Below are 21476 nucleotides of genomic sequence, written 5' to 3'. Positions count from 1 at the left end.
TGCATCGAGTCTAGTCCGACATCGGACATCCCTGGAAATTCCCACGCCCACGCTGTCATGCACTGCTTTCAGGGCCGTCTGAAATCCCCGTCGGCACGGGCTGGAAAATTCCGCAACAATGAAGGTATGACGAAAGTTCACGCACAAGTCCACTCGCACTCCGCACCTGCTTCCGACCAACCCGCATCCGCGCCGGAAAATTCCAGCGACGCGGGGCGCACCGTCGTTCTGCTTCCATCAATCGGCACGACGGTCGAGGCCTGGGCACCGACCATCGAGGCCCTGTCGCCCGATTACACAGTGATCGCTATTGATCACCGCGGCCACGGGGAGTCTCCTACCCCAGCTGTGGATCTTGGCATGACGACGGTTGATGATCTCGCCGCCGATGTCCTCGAAACCCTTAACTCTTTAGAGGTTGATCACTTCACTATCGTCGGCCTGTCTATGGGCGGCGCGATCGCGCAGTACCTCGCTGCCACGTCCGACCGCGTTGATGCCGCCGTCTTTGCGTCCACTGCCACCTTCCTGGGCGGTGCCGGCAAGTGGCAGGAGCGCTCTGCGACTGCCCGCGGTGAAGGGATGGGACCGATCGTCGATCCGACCGTGGATAACTGGTTCACGGACGGTTTCAAGCAGGACCACCCAGAGGTGGTGCAGAAGTTCAAGGACATGGTTGGTTCCGTTGACCCTGAAGCCTACGCACAGTGCGGCGATGCCCTAGCGAAGTGGGGTTTTGAAGAGCGCCTTCAGCTCATTTCGTGCCCAGTGCTCACGATCGCTGGCGCCGACGACCCCTCGACTGGCCCCGATCAGCTCAAGGAAATCGCCAATGGCGTCACCGGTCCTACGACGACGGTGGTCATTGAGTCGGCCTCCCACCAGGTTGCCAATGAGCAGCCGGAGGAATTCAACGAGGCTTTGCTCAGCTTTCTGAAAGGCTAGGGCACTTGCTTAACGACGAAGCCCCCGTGCATTCGCACGGGGGCCCATCGTCGTCAAGCATTTAGGCGTTGAGCTTGCGGTAGTCGAAGACCTGGTCAATGATGCCGTACTCTTTGGCTTCTTCCGCCGTGAGGATCTTGTCACGGTCGGTGTCAATGCGGACCTGCTCCGCGGTGCGGCCGGAGTGACGTGCCAGGGTTTCTTCCATGAGGCGGCGCATGCGCTCGATCTCGGCTGCCTGGATCTCTAGGTCAGAGACCTGGCCGCGGGTGCCCTCGGTGGCCGGCTGGTGAATGAGGACGCGTGCGTTCGGCAGAGCCGCGCGCTTACCCGGCGCTCCAGCAGCGAGAATCACGGCGGCAGCAGACGCAGCCTGGCCCAGGCACACGGTCTGGACGTCGGGGCGCACGTACTGCATCGTGTCGTAGATCGCCATCAGCGCGGTGAACGAACCGCCCGGGGAGTTGATGTACATCGTGATGTCGCGGTCGGGGTCCTGGGACTCCAGAACCAGCAACTGCGCCATGACGTCATTAGCACTGGTGTCATCTACCTGCGTGCCCAGGAAGACAATGCGCTCTTCAAACAGCTTGGAGTACGGGTTGGTTTCCTTCGTCCCGTAGGAAGACTGCTCAATAAAACTTGGCAGAACATAACGGGATGACGGCATCTGGAAAGACATATGGTTGCTCCTAAAATCCTATTTCGTGTGATCTCGTCGGTTCTGCTTTAGTTTGCGATCGAGCCGTTCGCGTGGGAAATGACGTGGTCAACAATGCCGTATTCCTTCGCCTCTTCGGCGGTGAACCAGCGGTCGCGGTCAGAGTCCTTAGTGATCTGCTCAAAGGTCTGGCCCGTGTGCTCGGCGATAAGCTCCGCCATCTCGCGCTTGGTCTGAGCAAACTGCTCTGCCTGGATCGCGATGTCTGCGGCGGTACCGCCCACGCCAGCCGACGGCTGGTGCATCATGATGCGCGCGTGCGGAAGGGCGTAACGCTTGCCCTTCGTGCCACCGGACAGGAGGAACTGACCCATCGATGCGGCCAAACCCATCCCGTACGTCGCGATGTCGCACGGTGAGTACCGCATCGTGTCGTAGATAGCCATGCCCGCGGTGACCGATCCGCCGGGCGAGTTGATGTACAGCGAGATATCGCGGTTCGGGTCTTCCGCGGAAAGCAGAAGAATCTGGGCGCAGAGCTTGTTCGCAATCTCATCGTCCACCTCCTGGCCCAGGAAGATGATGCGCTCACGCAGCAAACGCTCGTAGACCGAGTCTCCAAGGTTCATGCCATTGGCGGGAGATGTCACAGCTGGAACTCCTTCAATAAAATACTGGTTGTTTGGGCCCTTACCGGACCTCTGCCTAAAGTTAACGCCCCACTCTAGTCCCCAATTCCCGCCCCCGGCCCCGTGTTCGCTCTCAGCGTTCACTGAGATTCCCAGTGAGAATCTCAGTGGGAATCTCAGTGGGAATCTGATTGAGAATCTCAACAGCTGGACAATGAAAAAGCGGCTCCGCAGAGCCGCTTTAATTCAAGGACGTGAGGGACTCGGTTATGAATCCTACTCGTCCTCGGTTGCTTCAGCTTCGCTAGCTTCAGCCTCAGGTGCATCAGCTTCAGGTGCGTCAGCTGCGGGCGCCTCAGCCTCAGGCGCCTCGGCGCCAGTGGAGATGTTCTCGGTCTCTTCGTCCTCGATCTCGCCGAAGTACTCCTCCGGGTCTACCGAGTTGCCGTCCTCATCGGTCACGGTCGTGCGGGAGATCGCAGCTGCCAGGGCCTTGCCGCGGCGGACGTCCGCCCAGAGGTTCATCATCTGGTTGGTCTGGGTCAGCTGCTGGACGAATTCCTGCGGGCTCATGCCGTAGGACTGTGCGGTGAAGACGATGTGATCGGACAGCTCCTGCTGGGTGACCTCGGGGCTCTCCACGTCTGCGACAGCGTCCAGGAAGAGCTGAGTGCGCACGGAGTCCTCAGCGTTCTTACGTGCCTCGGCGTCAAACTCCTCGCGGGTGGTGCCTTGTGCCTCCATCAGCTGGGCAAGCACAGCCTCATCGTTGCCCACCTGAGCCAGTAGCTGGTTGTACTGGGTCTGAACCTGCTCTTCAACGATCGCGGCGGGAAGCTCGAAGGATGCCTTTTCCAATGCAGCCTTCAGAACCTCGTCGCGGATGTTCGCTGCCTGCTGAGCCTTACCGTTCTCGCGGACCTGCTCAGCAGTTGCCTCACGCAGCTCCTCCACGGTGTCGTGCGGGGACGCCATCTGCGCAAATTCGTCGTCAAGCTCGGGGAGCGTGCGCTCCTTGGTCTGCTGGACGGTGACCTTGACGTTGGCCTTCTCGCCCTTGTGCTCGCCGTATTCGATCGTGGCCTCAAACTCGGCTTCCTCGCCGGTCTTCAGTCCCTTGATCGCCTTGTCCAGGCCCTCGATGAGGTCGTCACGGCCGACCTCGTAGGAAATGCCCTCGGTGGATGCCTCGTCGATCGTCACGCCATCGATGGATGCCTCGAGGTCGATGACGGCGAAGTCACCCTTCTTCAGCTTGCGCGTGGTGTCCTTCAGCTCACCGAAGCGAGCGCGGAGGTTCTCCAGCTCCTCATCGACAGCCTCATCGTCGACCTTCAGCGTCGGAACAGTCACGGAGATTTCCGAGAAGTCCGGAACCTCGATGGTCGGGCGCACATCAATCTGGGCCACGAACTCAACGACGTTGTTGTCCTCGAGCTTGGTGATCTCAATCTCCGGGGAACCGATGACTTGAAGATCGTTCTCCATCACGGCCTGCTCGTAGCGCGTCGGCAGCATGTCGTTGACGACCTGCTCCAAGATCGGGCCGCGGCCCACCCGTGCGTCGATAAGCTGGCGCGGCGCCTTGCCACGACGAAAACCAGGAATGTTGACCTGCTGAGCGATCGCCTTGTATGCCTGATCGATTTCCGAACCAAGCTCCTCAAACGGGACCTCGACGGTCAGCTTCACGCGAGTGTCGCTGAGCTTATCCACGGACGTCTTCACAGATCTACTCTCCTGATCTTCATTGACAATAATCTTTAAAAAGTTCGGCACACCGTGCCTACTACGTCGGGGCGACAGGATTTGAACCTGCGACCCCCTGCTCCCAAAGCAGGTGCGCTACCAAGCTGCGCCACGCCCCGTAGTTGCGGTATTTCGTTGTAGTTTCTTGTGACGCTTTGGCCACGGGTGAAGATTCTAGCGCGGCCCCAAAACAGTCTTTTTCATAGGGTCGCGCCATGCGCTTCTTCCCAGTACGAACGCCACATGCACACACGCAAAGCTACAGCTGAACCACACAGGAAAGCACCCGGTACGAAACCTGGGTGCTTGGAGGGAACGACGGGAATCGAACCCGCGTCTTCAGCTTGGAAGGCTGAGGTATTAGCCACTATACGACGTTCCCATGCTGCGGCTTTTCCGCTACAGCACGGCCCCGAAGCGAAAAGGAACTTCAGAACGATGAAGCAGTCTAGCGCACCACACGTCTGAAGTAAAAGCTGCGACGCCGTAGATCCGCAATCAAGGTCTGGACGGCAGGTAAATAACGGCCAGACTACGCGTTAGATAAAGGTCAGTAGAAGATCGTCAGGGCGCGGGCTTCAATCGGCCCGAGCATCACTGACGGGGACAGACCGAAGATGGTCCAGCGCGTGCGCGCGGCCCAGCGCAGGGCTTCCTCTGAGGTGTTTTGGCGGAACGTGATGGCCATGCCGTCTTTAAAGAAGCGGATCTGCGTTGCGCCGGTAGGCCAGTTCTTGGCTGCTGGGGTCTCCAGGAAGACGGTGTTTTTCGCCGCATCGGGTGCGTTTTTCCGCGCGCGGTGCGTGTGGCCGCTGAGCACGAGCTTGATGTTTGTCTGCTTAGCGATGAGTTCTTGGAGCCTCACGATGTCTTTGTCCCGCAGAACAAAGCCAGGCCCGCCGGCGTTTGACCACGCCGCGGCACGGGTGCAGGGGTGGTGCAACATGACGACGGTCGGCGTGGTGCGGTCCTCGTTGAAAATGCGCTCAATTTGCACAAACTGAGCGTCCTCGATCATGCCGCTGGAAGAATCCAGCTCAGTGGAGTCAATTCCCACTACCCGGGCGACTACTGCACCGCCTGCACCCAGGATGTTTTCCACCCACGCTTGCTGGCGGGGTTCAAACACAGCACCGAAAGGGTCGACGCGTTCAGCGTCGTAGACCGGCGCACCAGCGTATTCAGGGCCGTCGGTAAGTTTGTGCGGACGGTCGTGGTTACCGCGGGTGACCCGAACGGTGCCATTGAAGCCGTCGAGAAGCTGCTTTGCGCGCGCGACCTCCGCGGGTTTTGCTTCGCTGGTGACATCGCCGTTGACAAAGAGGTGGCTGGCACCCACGGCGTGGGCTGAGGCGATGACTGATTCCGTAGTGATGTCGGTGTACGGCCGCTCCCCCGCTTTCGCTTTAGCTGGCGGCGGGAAGTTGGCGAAGAGCAGGCCGTCAGCCTCTTCGCCGACGTGGGTGTCATTGGCAACCATGATCGTGGCCAATACGGGCCCCGCCATCTTCGGCTGGGTGGTGAACTCCCGGCGCGATTCCGCGATGATGTTGTGCGTCGCGGCGGCCTCAACGCCATGCGACGTGGCGACGAAGGAGTACGTCGTCGACGGCCGCAATCCCGTCACGGTGAGCTGGTGGAAGAAGGTCTCCCGCGGGCTTTCTACGACGTGAACCTCACTGGGGTTATCTACCGCGCGCACCACCAGTTTCCCTGCCGTGGGCAGTCCTTGCGGAACCAGGTCAGGTGACACGCGGGCATCCCACGTGATCCAGTTGATCACCGCAGAATCCTCGGTGGTGGTGATCACCTGCAGGTCGCCAGCGATGAATGATCCGTGGCTATTGCGGCCAGTGTTGCCGAACACCCAGCCTGCCTGGGAACTGCCGACTGAACTCGTACCGTCGGCGGGCAGAAGCGGCGGTTCTGGAACGGTGGCTACACCTTCAGTCTCCTGCGCCCACGCGCTCGCCCCGATCACACCCACTCCGGCGGTGCCGGCGGCAACGCCCGTTGCCTTGATCAACGTCCGGCGGGATGCGGTGTAGTCCAGCATCCGCCGGGTAACAGCCGTCGGTTCACAAGGAGTCGCCATGAATAAAACATAAGCCGGACGCGAAGGTTCCGCTGGGCAAGTAACCTAGAACGCAGTAGGCCCCAAAGTGTAACGTGGGCCTCACTTCATAAACGTTGTCTGAAGCTGCTTCCGAAGACGTTTTGACACTTCACGTTTTATTCCAAGACCACTCTTATAAGACCTAGGAGGACCTCATGGCCGCAAAACTCAACACCCGCATTACAGAGATGCTTGGAATCGAGCACCCGATCATCCAAGGCGGAATGCAGTGGGTTGGCACAGCTGAACTCGCATCCGCAGTCTCCAACGCGGGTGGCCTGGGCATCTTGACCTCACTGACGCAGCCGACCCCGGAAGACCTGGGCAAAGAGATTGACCGCTGCCGCGAGATGACGGACAAGCCGTTCGGCGTGAACCTGACCATCCTGCCCACCATCACCCCGCCGCCGTACGACGAGTACCTGCGCGTCGCAGTGGAGAAGGGCATCAAAGTCGTTGAGACCGCTGGCGCTAACCCGGACAGGTTGGTTCCGGGCCTGAAGGCCGCGGGCGTCACCGTCATCCACAAGTGCACGTCCGTGCGCCACGCACTGAGCGCCCAGAACAAGGGCGTGGACATTCTCTCCATCGACGGCTTTGAGTGCGCTGGCCACCCCGGTGAGGACGACATCCCGGGCCTGATCCTTCTGCCTGCCGCAGCAGACAAGCTGGAGATCCCATTCGTGGCCTCCGGCGGTTTCGCGGACGGCCGCGGACTAGCCGCCGCACTGTCGCTTGGCGCCGAGGGCGTCAACATGGGGACGCGCTTCCTGTGCACCCAAGAAGCACCGGTCCACCAGAACGTGAAGGAAGCCATCGTCGAGCGCTCCGAGCTGGACACGAACCTGATCCTGCGCACCCTGCACAACACGGCACGCGTGGCAAAGAACGCGGTGAGTGATGAGGTCGTCGAGAAACTTAATGCTGGCGCCGATTTCCCAGAGATCCGCGACCTCGTGGCTGGCGCACGCGGCCGCAAGGTATACGAGACCGGCGACATCGACGCTGGTATCTGGTCCGCGGGTCCTGTCCAGGGCATCATCAACGACATCCCGTCGTGTGAGGACTTGGTTCAGCGCATCGTGACCGAGGCAGTGGACATCATTGAAAACCGCCTGTCGGGATTCATCGCAAAGTAGGGGTAACGATGGACACATCTTCCTCCTCCCCCATCATCACCGCTGAGGTCGACGGCACCATTGCCACGATCCGCATTTCCAACCCGGAGAAGCGCAATGCCCTGCGCGCGGATTCCTACCGCGCGATCGGCGAATTAGTATTGCGCGCTGGCAATGATGCCTCTATCCGCGCGGTGATCATCACTGGCGACGACACAGCGTTTTGCGCCGGCATGGACGTGGAGTCCTTCGCCAACGCTGAGGAATTCAACGTTGCCCCGCACGGCGTGGCCCCTGCCTTGGTGGACATTGAGATGATGGCCGACGCCATCACCCGCTGCCCTATCCCCGTGATCGCCGCGGTGGAAGGGGCCTGCGCTGGCATCGGCGCATCCGTGGCCTTTGCCACCGACATCATCATCGCCAGCGAAGAAGCCTTCGTGGTTCTACCATTCGGCAGGATCGGTCTCATGCCCGACGGTGGTGCCGTGGCAACGGCTGCGGCTTCCATGGGCCGCCACCGCGCAATGGCGCTGGTGCTGGCACAGCTCCCACTTTCTGCAAAGGAAGCCCTCGCCGCCGGGCTCGTGGCAAAACTCAGCCCAAAGGGCCAAGCACTAGCCACCGCCCAAGAGCTCGCCCGAAGCTTCTCGACGTCCCCGCGCGGCGCACTCGCCGCGACGAAGGCCGCTGTGAACAAGGCTGCGCTGCGCGGATTCAACGAATCCCTCGCATTCGAGGCTCAAACCCAAACCGCCCTCCTCGGCACCGAGGAGCACCAGCAAGGTGTCGCCGCCTTCCTCAACAAGCGCACGCACCAGTTTGATTAACGCTACGCGCGCTATGCGCGCTGTGCGCATCGCGCGCACAGCGTGTGGTGGTGCACATAGCGTGTAAGCGGTGCGCGTAGCGTGTAAGCGGTGCGCACAGACCCCGCCGAAGTTTCGCCCTCGTGCGAAGTTTCAGTGGGGTCTTTTCTGTGTAACGCCGGCGCAACGTCGGTAGACCGCCGACGGAACGCCGGCGGGCATCCAGCGGAAATTCAACTAATTTCGTCCAAAAGATTTACTTTCCTAGGCTTGGCTTAGTAAGGTGACCCTAGGCTAGAATAGGCCAGCCTGAAGAAGACACGCTGCGCCTACCGGCCTCACTGGTTGCTCGGTCACGGGCGTGTCCACGAGCTCGATATAAAGGGAAAGTTACTCATCCATGTTCATTGCCGCGTTTATCGTCGGACTGCGCGAAGGGCTCGAGGCCTCCCTCATCGTGGGAGTTCTGCTCGCAGCCATCAACCGCAGGGAAGCACCCCAAGCTAAGCGGGCGGTGTGGTCCGGAGTCGGCATCGCCGCCTTGGTGTGCCTTGTATTCGGCGCGATTTTCACCTTCGGCCGCTACGGCTTGAGCTTTAAAGCGCAAGAAATCATGGGCGGAGTCTTCTCGCTCATCGCCGTGGCGATGATCACGGGCATGGTGCTGTCCATGTCGAACCAGCAAGGTGCGATGCGCCGCATTTTGGACGACAAGACTGGGCAAGCGCTCGCCGCAGGAGCAAGTGCAATGTTCTGGTTGGCCTTCGTGGCCGTCGGCCGCGAAGGCATTGAGCTCACCCTCATGCTCTGGGGATGGGTGCTGGATACCTGGGCGATTATTGGCGCCGTGTCCGGCATCATCGTGGCCATCGGTATCGGCTGGGGAATTTACGCGGGTGCGCTGCGGCTGAAACTCCAAACGTTCTTCACCTGGTCCAGTGTGCTGCTCATCATCGTCGCTGCGGGTATCACTGCCTACGCAATCCACGATCTGCAGGAAGCCCAGGTGCTGCCGGGCCCGTTCTCCGGAGAACCCATCGCACCAACCCACCCGCGCACAGGCGAGGTCCTCACCGGGTTCATTACCTACCCGTTCTGGATGGCGTCTTTCCCGTTCGGCTGGGCTTTCGACTTCTCCGATTCTTTGGATCCAAACGGGTTCGGCATGACGTTGCTGCAAGCCTTCACCGGATTCGAGGCCCAAATGTCGTGGCTTCAGGTGATCGGGTGGGCAACCTACATGCTCATCGTGGTGCCCAAGTTCATCCGCAACCTTCGCCAGAAGTCCGTGCCTACAGCATCACCCACCGACGCACGCGCTGCTTCGCCCGCAAATGAAGCGAGCGAAGCCGTCGCTTCCGCAGATACATCTTCCGAGGCGGCGGGGCTGGCACCGTCTCACCAAAGTCTTTCGCTTACAGAAACAGCGGAAAATTCCACCACACGAAAGGAACCGATTCACCGATGAAGAAAGCATCGATCCTCGCCTTGTTGACCGTTGCAGCGCTCCCGCTGAGCGCATGCGTGGAAAACGCCAATACGGGTAGCAACTCCACAGATGGCAAAGACGGTGCCATTGAGGTGACCGCGAAGTCTGATTCCTGCGAAGCATCGAAGGATTCTGCGGAATCCGGTAACCAGACCTTCACCATCAAAAACGAGGGCAAAGAAGTCACCGAGTTCTACGTGCTGGCCAACGACGGTCTGCGCGTGATTGCGGAGAAAGAAAACATTGCCCCGGGGACGACCGCCGAGCTCATCGTGCCGCTGGAGCCGGGCGATTACTTCACCGCGTGCAAGCCGGGTCTGCGCGGCCCGAACGTCGGCCAGGCAAAATTCACCGTGACAGGCCAGCCGATCGAGGTCGATGCTTCTGACCAGGAACGCTTTGACAAGGCAGTGGAAGACTACATCGCCTACGTGAAGAACGAGGTCGCGGAGCTTGTCCCCGCTACCACGGAATTCGCCAACGCGTATAAGAACGGCGACGACGAAAAGGCGAAGGAGATGTACCCCAACGTCCGTGTCCACTACGAGCGCATCGAGCCGATCGCTGAAGCCCTGGGCATTCTCGACCCGCGCATTGACTACCGCGAGGTGGACTACATCGCTGAGGCTGAAGAGCTGAAGAAGGACGATGAAACTTTCACCGAGTGGCTGGGCTTCCACCGCATCGAGAAGGACCTTTGGCCGCCGGCGGAGTCCGACAAGAACGCGGACGGCACTCCGGCACGCGAGGGCTGGGAGCCTTCGGACGAGAAGAAGCGCGCGGAGATCGCCGATGCTCTCATCGCCGACGTTGAGCAGCTGGACGCAACCGTCCGCGATGAGAACTTCATCAAGGACAACGACATCACCATCGCTACCGTGTCCAACGGTGCCATGGCGCTGCTCGAGGAGATCGCAGCGAACAAGATCACTGGTGAAGAAAACTGGTGGTCCCACAAGGATCTCTATGACTTCCAGTCCAACCTGCAGGGTTCCCGCATCGCCTTCGACTTGGTCAAGGACATCGCCGTGGAGCGCGGGGAGGAAGGCAAGAAGCTCGTCGAGGACATCGAGAAGCGTTACGACGACCTCCAGGAGCAGCTGGACGAGTACGGCAGCCTCGAAGCTGGGTTCAAGGACTACAGCGAGGTAGACGCCGGTGAACAGCAGAAGCTGACTCGTTCCCTCGACGCGCTGCGCGAGGAGCTGTCACGGCTCACTGGTACGGTGCTGGGCATCTAGCCCGGACCTTCACGCACGGACCGAAGAGGAAGAGGAAAACAGTGACCAGTTCAAAATTCACCCGCCGCACGTTCTTCGCACTGGGCGGTGCAAGCACCGCAGGTCTTGCTGCCGCAGCATGTTCGCCTAACGACGAAGCGTCTAGCGCCGACGGCACGGCCAGCAGTGTCAGCGATTTCGAGGAACTGGTCATTCCTTTTTCCGGTGAGCACCAAGCCGGCATCATCACACCGATGCAGAACAACATGCACTTCGCCGCGTTCGACGTGGACGAAGAGATTGATCGTGATGATTTGATTGATCTGCTCACCCGGTGGACCAAGGCATCGCGGCGCCTCACCATGGGCGGCGATGTCACTGCGAAAGGCGCTTTCGGTGGCGGTGAGAATTTCCCGCCGGACGATTCCGGTGAAGCAGTTGACCTAGGCCCGTCTGGTCTGACGATCACTTTTGGCTTTGGCAAGAACCTGTTCCGTAAGCAATTCGGCCTGGAAGGCAAGCTGCCGAAAGAGTTCACGGACATGCCAAAAATGACCAACGATTTCACTGATCAGGACCATTCCCACGGTGACATCTGCATCATGGCCTGCGCCAATGACCCGCAGGTCGCTGGTCACGCCATCCGCAATCTGACCCGCCTTGGGGTGCCGGATGCGGTGTTGCGCTGGACGCAGATTGGGTTCGGACGCGCATCCGTGACTTCCCGTGAAGAAAAGACACCGCGCAACCTGTTTGGTCAAAAAGACGGGACGGCCAACATCCGCTCCGATGAAACGGATACGCTCAACGAGCACGTCTGGATCCCGGAAAACTCCTCCCAATCGTGGGCGGCGGGCGGATCGTACATGACGGTGCGCAGGATCCGGATGCTCACGGAAATCTGGGATACTTTGCAACTCCAAGAACAGGAACGCGTCACGGGCCGCGACAAGCACGAAGGCGCTCCTCTAAGCGGCGGCGACGAGTTCACCGAGCCGGACTTTGACGCAAAGGACGAACGCGGCCTGCCAAAAATCGACCACGAATCGCACTTGTTCAATGTCCACCCGAATCAAAACGGCGGAATCAAGATGCTGCGTCGCGCCTTCAACTTCATCGACGGCTCCGACGAGCAAGGCCGCCTGCTCGCGGGCTTATTCTTCATCGGGTTCACCAAAACCGTGGACCGCTTCGCCACGGTCCACCAGTCCATGTCCCGCGACATGATGTTCGTGGAATACTGCAAGACCACCAACACGGGAACATACCTGGTCCCGCCGGGGATCGGCGATGGGGACGACGACTTTATCGGTCAGCAGATGTTCGCTTGACCCACCGGTCGTCGATAAGCGCGATTGCCCCGGCGGCTTCAAATTCTTTGAGCCAGCCTTCCATGGGCCACCACCCCCACTTCGAGTGGAAATAAGCGGCGTTCGTGAGAATGTCGTCGAGGTGCTCCCACGGTGGGCTGGACACCTCGTGCCACTGGTGGAAAGCGTGGGCCCCGCCCACCCACAGCAACTCAAAACCGTGTGCAGAAAGATTCTGGCCGAAGTCCGTGTCTTCCCCGCCGTAACCGGTAAAGCCGGTGTCGAAGCCACCGAATGTGTCCTCAATGCGCTCCCACGTGGCCGCCGTGCAAGCGAAAGACAACGACCAGAACAGGTTGTAATCGTCCGCCGAAACAACGTCGCCGAATGCCGGGTTCGGCCGCGCCGGGTGGGGATCAGGGCGAGTCGTGCGCAGCTCGCCGCGCTTCATGTAGGTGACGGGGCCAGCGACGATTGCCTCTGGATTCAGCGTCAGCGCTTTCGTGTACAGCGGGACCAGATCACCGCCAGCGACGCAGTCTGCGTCTAGGAAAATCACGGTGTCATTGCCCCGTGCGATCGCCTCACGCGCACCGGCATTTCGCGCGCGGGCGAGGTTGAAGGTGTCCCCGGAATTGTGCTCGGCGCTGTGATCGGCGCTGATGACGTGGCTTTTCGGGACAGCTTTTGCCAATTCCTCGCGGCCGCTGAGCGCGACGGTGATGTGATCGATTCCCTCCGGGGCCAGGTTCACCTGGTGGGTAAGGTGGGCGGCCCGCGAGGGGCTGGCTAAGGTGACGATCGCCGTTTTCGTGTCCCGTGGATCTGCTGCAACAGTCGCGATGACGTCGGCGGCGCGGCGTGCGGCCCCTTCGGTTTCCCAGCGTGACCACTCGGCGTTCAGTACTTGAGCGCGGTCGAGCAAGCCTGGCCACTCTTCCGGGGCGGGGAAGGAATCGGGGACCACGGCCAGGCCTGCATCGCGCACGACGTGGGCGTTCATTTTTTGCTCAATGAAGGGCCGCGGTTGGGGCAGAAGGATCGCGGGTGCGCCAAGAGCAGCGATGTCAGCGATGGAGTTCTGGCCACCGGCGGTGACAACAACCCCGGCGCCGGCGAGCATCCGGGCCAGTTCGGCCTCATCTTCAATCCTGTTGTCCTCAGTGAGGAACGTGAAGCGGTAGCCCTCACACGCGTCTTCTACCGCGCGCCAATCCTTCGCGTCCCACGTTGAGCCGCCCATGCCCGCCATGACGACGACGTGCTTCGCGTCGCGCTGAATGACCGATCCTGAAGGCACCTGCAGGCGTGAAATTCCGCCAACGGCATGGAGCCGATCAGCGTGCGGCTGCAAAAACTCCGGCACACCAACCCAGCTCGGCCAGGCGGCGATAATTGCTTCGGCCTGGCGGTAGGCGGTTTGGTGGGGTGGATCATCCCGCAAACCAGGCATGGCAAGCGTGACCACGGGCACGCCCATTAGGCGCAAAAACATGCCGACCTCGGCGGAAACATCAACGTAGAACGCCTGCGGGTTGTTATCAGATACCCACTGCGCAATCACGGCAAAGCGGTCGCGTAGTCCCTTGTTGCCGTACGGCGCGTAGTGCAGGGTCCCACCCGCAGTCATGGCGCGGCCAGACTGGCCATGGCCGGCATCATCCGGCAACGGCACGTCACCGGCAGGGGATGTGGACAAAATAACAGCGTCCCAGCCGATCTTCCGCAGCTGCCGCTGGATTTCGCGGCAGCGTTGGATGTGTCCGCTGCCGTGGTGGTGGGCGTAGATGCCGATTAGACAGTTTTCACGGGCTTCATCGGCGTTGGGTTCTGTGGCCATTGCGCTGCGACCTCCTCAAATATCGTGATGTAACGGCGCGCGGTTTCGGTAAGGCTGTGTCGGTTTTCTACCCACGCGCGCACCGCGCGGCGGTCAATATGGACCGCGGAGTGAATTGCCTCGGCCAAGGACACGACATCGTCTGCGGACGCAAGCGCTGCCGGCGCGGTTTCCAGCAGTTCACCAAGCCCGCCGCGATCAAAAGCAGCAACGGGCGTGCCGCAGGCCATTGCCTCGAATGCAACCAAACCGAAGGGCTCTTCCCACCGCGGGGTGACCACGCACACGGCGTGCTTGCCCACCAGCCTGCGCAGTTCGGAATGCGAAAGCTCACCGACCCACCGGATCAACGAGCCGTCGAGACGCGGCGCGATCTCCTCTTGAAAATAGGCGCTGTCCCCTTTTCGGCCCGCCAACGTCAGCGGCATCCCCAGGATGCGGCAGGCATCCATGGCTAGGTGGGGACCCTTTTCGGGAACGAGGCGCCCGAACCACACCGCACCGGTACCGCCGCGACCGGGTGAAAAGAGCCGCGTGTTTACGCCGTTGGGCACAACGGTGATCGGATGTGGGGTCACCCAGCTTGCCCCCGTCGTCGCGCTGACCGCCACGAACTTCCCCGCGCGGGGACCTGCTGCGGTGATCGCTGCCTGCATGTCGGCAAGCTGCGGTGTGTGCAGTGTTGTCACCATCGGAAGCTCCTGCGGGGAGGCGGGCGACGGGAACATGGCCGGGCTCAGGGCGTTGTTGTGCACAACGTCGTATCCCACCGCCACGAGGTGGTCACGCAGCCCAGCGAATGCTGCGAGCTCCCGCTCCCGCTCCCCGTCCGGGTACCCGGTATCCGTCGCGTTTTCTGTGCTATCGCCCCAGTCCACGCCGGGCAGTTCAAAGTCTTTAACGTTTCCGTCCGAGCCCTTCGCGGCATAGAAGTCCACGTCGTGTCCCAGGCTGCGCAGGGCACGGACCATGGTGTGGCAGAACGCCTCAAGCCCTCCCGCGTAGGGCTCGCGGATGGGGTATCGCGATGGACCCACGAGTGCTATTTTCATTCGCTCCCCCTCTTCGCGCTCAAAGTCTCAGCCGCTGCCCTAACCGCCCGCTCATACACGTGCGCGTAATCATCGCGGATCTGCGCGTCACGGGCAGCGCGGTCGCCGGCATAGGGCACCGCGCCGCGCTCCACCAGGGTCGCTGCTGCCCGCGCGGCGTCAGCGCCGTCGCCAGTGCGGTACACCTCGACGACCCCCGGGGCATCCGCCTGATCGCCAAACATTCCGCAGTCCGGCGCAGCCACGGTCGTGCCCAGGTCACGGCACATTTCTAACCACCCGGAGTGCGTTCCGCGCAGGTACGGAAGGACGCACGCAACATGCGAGGCCACAGCCGCGTGCAGCTCGTCATCGCTCATGCGCGCATGCTTGACGACGCTCACCCCGCGCGCCCCCAGCTCAGCCCCAAATCGTGCGGTCGCGTCCTCATCGTGGAGATACACCGTAAGTTCCACTTCTTGCGCGATAGTGTGATAGAACTCTGGGTCCGTCACCGCATTACTACGCAAAGATTTAAGGAAGACCGCAACGCCGCTCCGGTTTCTTTCCGCTGTAGCGCCGCCAGCGGGGACAACCGCGGGGTGGGGAATCACCCACGCGTCGCCGCGGCCGTAGCGCTGTGCAATCTCTTGCGCAGCTCCGTCCGTCAGAGTCACCACCTGATCAGCACCTTCAACTAGCACGGCAGTGTTGGCGTAATGGCGCTCCTGGTCGCTGTCGTCTAAGTGCGGGTTCACAAGGTCGTGGACGGTCACCACGAGGGGGATGCGTGCGCGATGAAGTTCGTCGATAAGCATGCGAAGCTCATCCGCATTCTTGTGCTCGAAGCCGAAGTGAATGTGCAGCACATCCACGTCGCTTCTGCCGCGCCACCACGAGGCATCCAAAGCCGGGTGCGGCCACCAGTTGCCGTTGATATCCGGGTCAGGGAGATACTCAACCCCTTGCGGTCGAATCGCCTGGGTGTAGGGATGTTGGGCGGGCACGGAAAGAACCTTCATCCCGCCTCCTTATTTAGGTCAATAGTGACGCTGTTAGACAGCCTCACCGAATATAAACGATTTTTTACGTGTAGGCCCACTAATCGTCTAACGCTTTGGTCACGCTTTTCTTCCCTGCGCTAGGTTGGGGCGCATGCCGTTTTTAACCGTCGTGGGAAACTGCCAAGCCGAATCCTTGCGCCGCCTTGTGACCAGCACTGGGATTGCTGACTCCGAACGTATCCCGCCGGTGCATGAGATGGAAGCCTCCGACATGGAGTGGTTTTGCGCGATGCTCGCGCGCACCGACATTTTGATCACCCAACCGATCCGCAATGACTACCGCGGCTTGCCCCTGGGAACCGAGCAAACGATGGCGTGCCTGCCCCGCAGTGCACGCACGGTGCTCTTCCCCGTCATGCGGTTCGACGCGCTCACCCCAACCCAAGCGATCATCCGCGACCCCGAGGAACCGTCACTTGATCCGCCGGTGGTCCCCTATCACGACCTGCGTATTCTCGCGGCCCACCTGAAAGGCAGGCAGGAGGCGATTGCACCTACTCCAGCCGACGACGCCTACCGGGCAAAGCTTGCGGAAACCGTTGAACAGATGCGCCGCCGCGAAGAGGCCGCGGGTGACGCGATGGTGGGAATGTCAGACTTTCTGGAAACCGTCCCCGTCTGGCACACCATCAACCACCCGGATAATGCCACCATGGGCGAGTTAGCCCGGCGCGTTGCCACCAGACTCGGTGCTGAAGGTGAGGTCGTCTTGCCCGACTACGAAATGCTGGGTGAGCTCGATTCGCCCATTGACGCCTCCGCCGCAGCCGCGCTCGGCGCATCGGATCGGGTCCCAGCCCACCGCGGCGTGTGGTCACGCCGACGCGAAGGGGAGATCCCGTTTTCAGACATCACCGCAGCCCAGCTTGAGTTTTACCGCGAGCGCCCCGGCGTAGTTCAAGCCGGACTGGCTCGCTACGGCGAGCGCATGCGCCAGTTTGGGCTGATTGATTAATGCGTTCGGTTCACCATTTCATCGTCGGCCCGGACAACCACGGGGTCACCCGCCACGCATTGAGCTTGGCCGCTGCAACGCTGGCGCCACCGTATGAGATCACCCGGATCGAATCTTTCCGTCAGGTCCTCCTCCCGGATGCGCCGATTCACATCACGTTCACGGACCACCTGTTCACAGCGTCGGCCGAGGACACCCCGCTTCAGGCCGTCGATAATGTTCTTGATCTCGTGGGGGATCGCCCGCTCAGCGTCAGCCTCCACGACATCCCCCAGCGCGAGGAAGGGGCGTCACGTTACGCGCGTCGCATGCCCGCTTATCGACGACTGGTGGATGCCGCAACCCTGGCCGTAGTCAATTCCGACCATGAAGCATCGGCTTTGCCAGGCGCGAAGGTGATTCGGTTGCCGATCCCGCGCATCAACTCGCCCTACCAGCCGGAACCGGGCACAGTTGGCGTCGTGGGGTTCCTCTACCCCGGCAAAGGGCACGAGGACATCCTCGATGCTCTGCGTGGTAGTGATTTCACGGTGCGGTTTCTCGGCCAAGTGTCCGCTGGCCATGAAAACTGGGCAGACGAGCTCATCGAGTCGACGAAAGAAAATGGCCCTGCCACAACCGTCACCGGCTGGTTGAGCGACGCTGAGCTGGCCGCGGAAATGGGTCGCATTGCCGTGCCGATCTGCCCGCACCGGCACTTCTCCGCTTCTGGCTCGTTGATGACGTGGCTGGGCGCGGGTCGCCGCGTCCTCGTGCGCGATTCGGAGTACGCCCGCGAAATTGATGAGTGGCTACCCGGCCGGTTGACCCTCCTCCCCTCGCACCCAACCGATGGCACCTGGCGGGACGCCGTGGAAGAGTTCGCGCGCACGGAACGCCAGCTGGCACGCAGCGAAACGGGCGGGCCGTGTGAGCCCCCGCGCTACGGTTGGGCCGAAGTCGCCGAGCTATGGAAGAAAGAGTGGATGCGGTGCGGAATCAGCTAAAGACCCCGGCGGTGAGCGTTATTATCCCGCACTACAACAACCCCTCCATGCTGGAGCACGTCATCGCCGGTGTGAGGGCCCAAGACTACGGCGGCCCGATAGAGATCATCGTCGCCGACGATGGTTCTGACACCCTGCCCACTCCGATTGAGGATGAACGCGTCCCCGTCACCGTCGTCGGGCAGGAGAACCTGGGTTTCCGCGCGGCCGCGGCCCGCAACCTGGGTGCATCACACGCTACAGGTGAGGTCCTCGCGTTTCTTGACGGGGACACGATCCCCGATCCCGGCTACCTTTCGGCCGTCGTGCCCCACGTCACGTCGGATTCTCGCGCCGTGGTGGTGGGCGCACGACGTACGGGACCAGAGCGCACCGAGCCGGAGTGGCTGCGCGATGCCTGGCGCCAAACCAATAACCTGCGCCGTGGAGACGACACGTCGTGGCGCTACATCATCTCTTCCGTCTTAACGTGCTCGCGCCCGTTCTTCTGGCAGGTCGGCGGCTTCGACGCCACGTTCATTGGCTACGGCGGGGAGGACTGGGAATTCGGTTTCCGCGCGTGGAATGCCGGCGCCACCTTTGTCCACGAGCCCACCGCTACCGCCACCCACCCGGACGAAGACTTTGGCAGCCGCCACGACAACCCCGTCGAAGAAGCACGGGTCAAAAACGTGGAGTCCATAGCGCTTGCCCAGCGCATCACGCACCCGATCGCACGCCCTGCTCACGCCCGCTTTGACACCACCGATATCGGCGTCCACATTATTCGTCACGTACCAGCTGATTTTCCCGGTGTGCTGGAACACATGATTGACTCGTGGCTGGCCATCGATTCCACCGTGTACATCGACCGCGACCTACAGATCCCAGAGCTCTTTGCTTCCGACCCGCGAGTACGCAGCGAGCGATCAGATTGGAAATTTATGATGCCGTTGCACCGCATCAACGTAGATCTCTTAGGCCCGTGGGCGTTGGACAACATTGAAGATTTCTTTCGCCACAGCCGCGACACCCCCCACACGGGCGGTTGGGTGTGCGAAACGTCCGGAATGTCCCTGGTCCGAGCCCAGACCGCCCGCGGTATTGCTTTAGGACTCCCTCCAAGAGACGTCTACCACGACGACGCCGGGGTGCGATGGATCAACGGCCCCGTCCGACTCGAGCGGACCTTCGCCGGCTGGTGATCTCAACACCGCCGTGTAGATCCGTTTGAAATCAGCCCTGCAAAACCCCAGGTCGCGAGCGGAGATTTTGCTTCGAACTCCGTACGGATCTACACGCCTGATAGATCGGGGAAGCGACGGAGGTAGGATGCGACGTCCCGAACGAATTCACCAGACATGACTTGCGCCCATGTCGCGCGCACGACCATGTACCCCATGTTCTGAATGACCTTTTCGCGTTCACGCTCTAAGCGGATGATGTGCTCCATCGCGCCATAGGCGCCGCTATATTTGATCCCACCGTCAAACTCTGCGACGAGCCACCCGTTAATCAGCAGGTCCACTTTCACCCACTGGTGCTCGTGGAAGCGGTCGTACCAATCGATTTGGAACTGACCAACCATGGTCCTCAGCTCTGGAAGATCCGCCTGTACCAGGGCATCACGTCCGACGGTTTCGAGCGGGCTTTGCGACGTCGCCACGCTGTAGCTAATCAGATCCCGAAACCCGCAAATACCATTCGACCTGGGTAGTTGCTTCGCCCAGCTAAGGAGTTGTTCCTCCGATAGGCCTTGGTGAAAGCGCATCCATTCCAACGGGACAAGCGCCTCGAGCCGACCGTGGAAGCGAAAAATGTCGTAGAGAACTCGAATCACGTTCAGACACAGAACACCGTTGTGAACGCGGATATCGGACTCATCAAACTTTCCGCTGTGGTACTGGACCCTGACGTCCTGTGATGCCCGGCCAACGTTTGAGCACGAAAGGTAACGCAAGTCCACGACGTCCAGCTTCCCCAAGATTGGAAGTCCCATAAGAACCGCCGCGGCCGGGCCAGTGACCACCGCCCGTGGATGGTGCTGAATGACAGCCTTTACAAAATCAATGTCCCCTCTATTCCCCATGCATTCCATGATGCCCCGACGCACCACGCTTAACGACGAAAAAATGCACACCAAAGTGTGCATTTTCTGAATGCGGTACTGGGGGATTTGTGCTAGAAGCGGCCACGCCCCTTGGGCTGCGACGGGTGGCTGTAGATCCGTTCCACATTTGGTGGGATTTTGCCGAAACTGACCTGCGGTTTTGCAGGTCCCATTTCAAACGGATCTACAGGGCCCCTGAATCCGGAACCGCTGCCGGTTTTTGGCGTGGGCACCGAGTTGGTTACGCCAGCCGGCCTTGGATTGGCGCGGGCACCGGCTTGGCTATGCCGGCAGGCCCTTGTTCTCGCCGGTTGCTTCGTACTCAGCCAGCATGTCGATGCGACGCTGGTGGCGTTCTTCTACTGCGTGGCTGGTGTCGATGCCGACGAAGGCGTCAACGATTGCCAACGCCTCTTCCTTCGAGTGCATACGACCGCCGAGGCCGATCAGCTGTGCGTCGTTGTGCTCGCGCGCCAGCTGCGCAGTCTCAACGGACCATGCCAAAGCGCAGCGTGCGCCCTTGACTTTATTCGCCGCGATCTGCTCACCGTTTCCGGAGCCGCCGAGCACGATGCCGAGCGATCCCGGGTTGGCAACAACCTTCTCTGCAGCGTCAATGCAAAACGGCGGGTAGTCATCAGCAGCGTCGTACTCGTTTGCGCCACAGTCGACGACCTCGAAGCCCTTGCTTTCAAGGTGCTCCTTGATCTCTTCTTTGCGCTCGAATCCGGCGTGGTCTGCTCCAAGGTAAATACGCATGGTGTCCTCTTTCAATTCTGTGGTGGGCGGCGGATGCTGCAGGTGGTGCGCCAAAGCGCTACACCTGCGGGCCTTCGGTGCGGGAGCGCTTGAGTTCGAAGAAGTAGGGGTAGCTGGCTAGGCCAACGGCGGAGTCGAAGAGTTTGCCGGCTTCCTCGCCTTCGGGAACGCGGGTGATGACGGGTCCGAAGAACGCGGAGTCGCCAAGTTTGATCACCGGCGTGCCCACGTCGTCGCCGACAGCGTCCATCGCGCCCTGGTGGTATTCGCGCAGCTTCTCGTCGTACTCCTCGGTGTTGGCGACGGCAGCGAAGGACTCATCCAGGCCGACCTGCTCCAAGGCCTGGGCAATGACCGCGTCGTAGGCGCCAAAGCCCTTCTTGCCGCGCTCGCCGCCCGGGTGGATGATGGTGCCCATTGCGGTGTAGAGTTCGTCGACCTTCTCCGGTGCTTCGGCTTTCACCTTTGCAAACACTCGGGCCGGACCCCAGTTGGCCTCCATCATCTGCATGTAGCCGGGGTCCAAATCCCGACCGTCGTTAAGCACGGCGAGAGACATGGGGACCCAGTCGACCGCGATGTCGCGGACGGCCTCTACCTCCTTGATCCAGCGGGAGGTCTGCCAGCAGAACGGGCAGGAAGCGTCGAACCAAAATGTAATGTGTTGAGTCATGCGCCCCAGGGTAGCTATGAACGCCTAAAAAGG

Annotated in this window: 19 protein-coding genes and 2 tRNA genes; 9 read left to right on the top strand and 12 right to left on the bottom strand. The window is 61.1% G+C overall.

Annotated elements, in window-relative coordinates:
• Nucleotides 1-126: 126 nt before the first annotated feature.
• Nucleotides 127-945 carry an alpha/beta fold hydrolase gene (locus CAQUA_RS02775; protein ID WP_196824620.1) on the top strand — a complete coding sequence of 273 codons (819 nt, stop codon included), beginning with the start codon at nucleotides 127-129 and terminating at the stop codon, nucleotides 943-945.
• 61 nt (nucleotides 946-1006) lie between these two features.
• On the opposite strand, the gene CAQUA_RS02770 is transcribed toward CAQUA_RS02775, so the two are convergent.
• From CAQUA_RS02770 to CAQUA_RS02745, 6 genes are all read right to left on the bottom strand, one after another.
• A complete protein-coding gene (locus tag CAQUA_RS02770) occupies nucleotides 1007-1627 on the bottom strand; it encodes an ATP-dependent Clp protease proteolytic subunit (RefSeq protein WP_196824621.1) in 621 nt (206 codons plus the stop codon).
• Between the two features lie 47 nt (nucleotides 1628-1674).
• Nucleotides 1675-2235, bottom strand: a complete 561-nt coding sequence (locus tag CAQUA_RS02765; RefSeq protein WP_231375872.1) for an ATP-dependent Clp protease proteolytic subunit — start codon at nucleotides 2233-2235, stop codon at nucleotides 1675-1677.
• A gap of 276 nt (nucleotides 2236-2511) precedes the next feature.
• Complete coding sequence (gene tig, locus CAQUA_RS02760; RefSeq protein WP_196825633.1) at nucleotides 2512-3963, bottom strand: trigger factor; 1452 nt, start codon at nucleotides 3961-3963, stop codon at nucleotides 2512-2514.
• A 66-nt stretch (nucleotides 3964-4029) separates the two neighbouring features.
• Nucleotides 4030-4103 (bottom strand) — tRNA-Pro (locus tag CAQUA_RS02755).
• Nucleotides 4104-4291: 188 nt separating this feature from the next.
• Nucleotides 4292-4366 (bottom strand) — tRNA-Gly (locus CAQUA_RS02750).
• 168 nt (nucleotides 4367-4534) lie between these two features.
• Complete coding sequence (locus tag CAQUA_RS02745) at nucleotides 4535-6079, bottom strand: metallophosphoesterase (protein WP_231375434.1); 1545 nt, start codon at nucleotides 6077-6079, stop codon at nucleotides 4535-4537.
• A 176-nt stretch (nucleotides 6080-6255) separates the two neighbouring features.
• Between CAQUA_RS02745 and CAQUA_RS02740 the strand changes: the two genes are divergently transcribed.
• The 5 genes from CAQUA_RS02740 to CAQUA_RS02720 all read left to right on the top strand — a co-directional run bounded on the left by CAQUA_RS02740 (nucleotide 6256) and on the right by CAQUA_RS02720 (nucleotide 12067).
• The gene (locus CAQUA_RS02740) at nucleotides 6256-7239 is read left to right on the top strand and encodes an NAD(P)H-dependent flavin oxidoreductase (protein ID WP_196824623.1); all 984 of its coding nucleotides are present in this window, start codon (nucleotides 6256-6258) and stop codon (nucleotides 7237-7239) included.
• 8 nt (nucleotides 7240-7247) lie between these two features.
• Entirely contained in the window at nucleotides 7248-8048 is an 801-nt protein-coding gene (locus tag CAQUA_RS02735) for an enoyl-CoA hydratase/isomerase family protein (RefSeq protein WP_196824624.1), read from the top strand.
• A gap of 379 nt (nucleotides 8049-8427) precedes the next feature.
• Nucleotides 8428-9495 (top strand): iron uptake transporter permease EfeU, encoded by a 1068-nt coding sequence (efeU, locus tag CAQUA_RS02730; protein ID WP_196824625.1) that lies wholly within the window; start codon nucleotides 8428-8430, stop codon nucleotides 9493-9495.
• Complete coding sequence (gene efeO / locus CAQUA_RS02725) at nucleotides 9492-10757, top strand: iron uptake system protein EfeO (protein ID WP_196824626.1); 1266 nt, start codon at nucleotides 9492-9494, stop codon at nucleotides 10755-10757. Before efeU ends, efeO begins: the two co-directional genes overlap by 4 nt.
• 41 nt (nucleotides 10758-10798) lie before the next feature.
• The gene (locus CAQUA_RS02720; RefSeq protein WP_196824627.1) at nucleotides 10799-12067 is read left to right on the top strand and encodes a Dyp-type peroxidase; all 1269 of its coding nucleotides are present in this window, start codon (nucleotides 10799-10801) and stop codon (nucleotides 12065-12067) included.
• Here the strand turns inward: CAQUA_RS02720 and CAQUA_RS02715 are convergent.
• Genes CAQUA_RS02715 through CAQUA_RS02705 form a run of 3 tightly spaced genes read right to left on the bottom strand, consistent with a single transcriptional unit; the run spans nucleotide 12042 to nucleotide 15939 of the window.
• Entirely contained in the window at nucleotides 12042-13886 is a 1845-nt protein-coding gene (locus tag CAQUA_RS02715) for a glycosyltransferase (RefSeq protein ID WP_196824628.1), read from the bottom strand. The two genes, CAQUA_RS02720 and CAQUA_RS02715, sit on opposite strands and share 26 nt — an antisense overlap.
• A complete protein-coding gene (locus CAQUA_RS02710; RefSeq protein WP_196824629.1) occupies nucleotides 13841-14938 on the bottom strand; it encodes a glycosyltransferase in 1098 nt (365 codons plus the stop codon). The genes CAQUA_RS02715 and CAQUA_RS02710 overlap by 46 nt, the downstream gene beginning before the upstream one ends.
• A complete protein-coding gene (locus CAQUA_RS02705) occupies nucleotides 14935-15939 on the bottom strand; it encodes a glycosyltransferase family 4 protein (RefSeq protein WP_196824630.1) in 1005 nt (334 codons plus the stop codon). The genes CAQUA_RS02710 and CAQUA_RS02705 overlap by 4 nt, the downstream gene beginning before the upstream one ends.
• Nucleotides 15940-16072: 133 nt before the next feature.
• On the opposite strand from CAQUA_RS02705, the gene CAQUA_RS02700 reads away from it, so the two are divergent.
• From CAQUA_RS02700 to CAQUA_RS02690, 3 genes are read left to right on the top strand one after another with little or no spacing between them, the layout of a single operon-like run.
• A complete protein-coding gene (locus CAQUA_RS02700) occupies nucleotides 16073-16936 on the top strand; it encodes a WcbI family polysaccharide biosynthesis putative acetyltransferase (protein WP_196824631.1) in 864 nt (287 codons plus the stop codon).
• Nucleotides 16936-17922 (top strand): glycosyltransferase family protein, encoded by a 987-nt coding sequence (locus tag CAQUA_RS02695; RefSeq protein WP_196824632.1) that lies wholly within the window; start codon nucleotides 16936-16938, stop codon nucleotides 17920-17922. The genes CAQUA_RS02700 and CAQUA_RS02695 overlap by 1 nt, the downstream gene beginning before the upstream one ends.
• Nucleotides 17907-19106, top strand: coding sequence for a glycosyltransferase family 2 protein (locus CAQUA_RS02690; protein WP_290178635.1), 1200 nt, complete (start codon nucleotides 17907-17909; stop codon nucleotides 19104-19106). Before CAQUA_RS02695 ends, CAQUA_RS02690 begins: the two co-directional genes overlap by 16 nt.
• 89 nt (nucleotides 19107-19195) lie before the next feature.
• Here the strand turns inward: CAQUA_RS02690 and CAQUA_RS02685 are convergent, their stop codons facing one another.
• The 3 genes from CAQUA_RS02685 to CAQUA_RS02675 all read right to left on the bottom strand — a co-directional run bounded on the left by CAQUA_RS02685 (nucleotide 19196) and on the right by CAQUA_RS02675 (nucleotide 21443).
• Nucleotides 19196-19990: a putative endonuclease domain-containing protein gene (locus CAQUA_RS02685; RefSeq protein ID WP_290178633.1), complete on the bottom strand. Its 795-nt coding sequence runs from the start codon at nucleotides 19988-19990 to the stop codon at nucleotides 19196-19198.
• A 303-nt stretch (nucleotides 19991-20293) separates the two neighbouring features.
• Complete coding sequence (locus CAQUA_RS02680; protein ID WP_196824635.1) at nucleotides 20294-20770, bottom strand: ribose-5-phosphate isomerase; 477 nt, start codon at nucleotides 20768-20770, stop codon at nucleotides 20294-20296.
• Nucleotides 20771-20828: 58 nt separating this feature from the next.
• Nucleotides 20829-21443: a mycothiol-dependent nitroreductase Rv2466c family protein gene (locus CAQUA_RS02675; RefSeq protein ID WP_196824636.1), complete on the bottom strand. Its 615-nt coding sequence runs from the start codon at nucleotides 21441-21443 to the stop codon at nucleotides 20829-20831.
• Nucleotides 21444-21476: the final 33 nt, after the last annotated feature.

This window comes from Corynebacterium aquatimens (assembly GCF_030408395.1).
GTDB classification, from domain to species: domain Bacteria; phylum Actinomycetota; class Actinomycetes; order Mycobacteriales; family Mycobacteriaceae; genus Corynebacterium; species Corynebacterium aquatimens.
The sequence above is the reverse complement of the archived record's forward strand: the minus strand, read 5'-3'. Positions and strand labels throughout refer to the sequence as shown.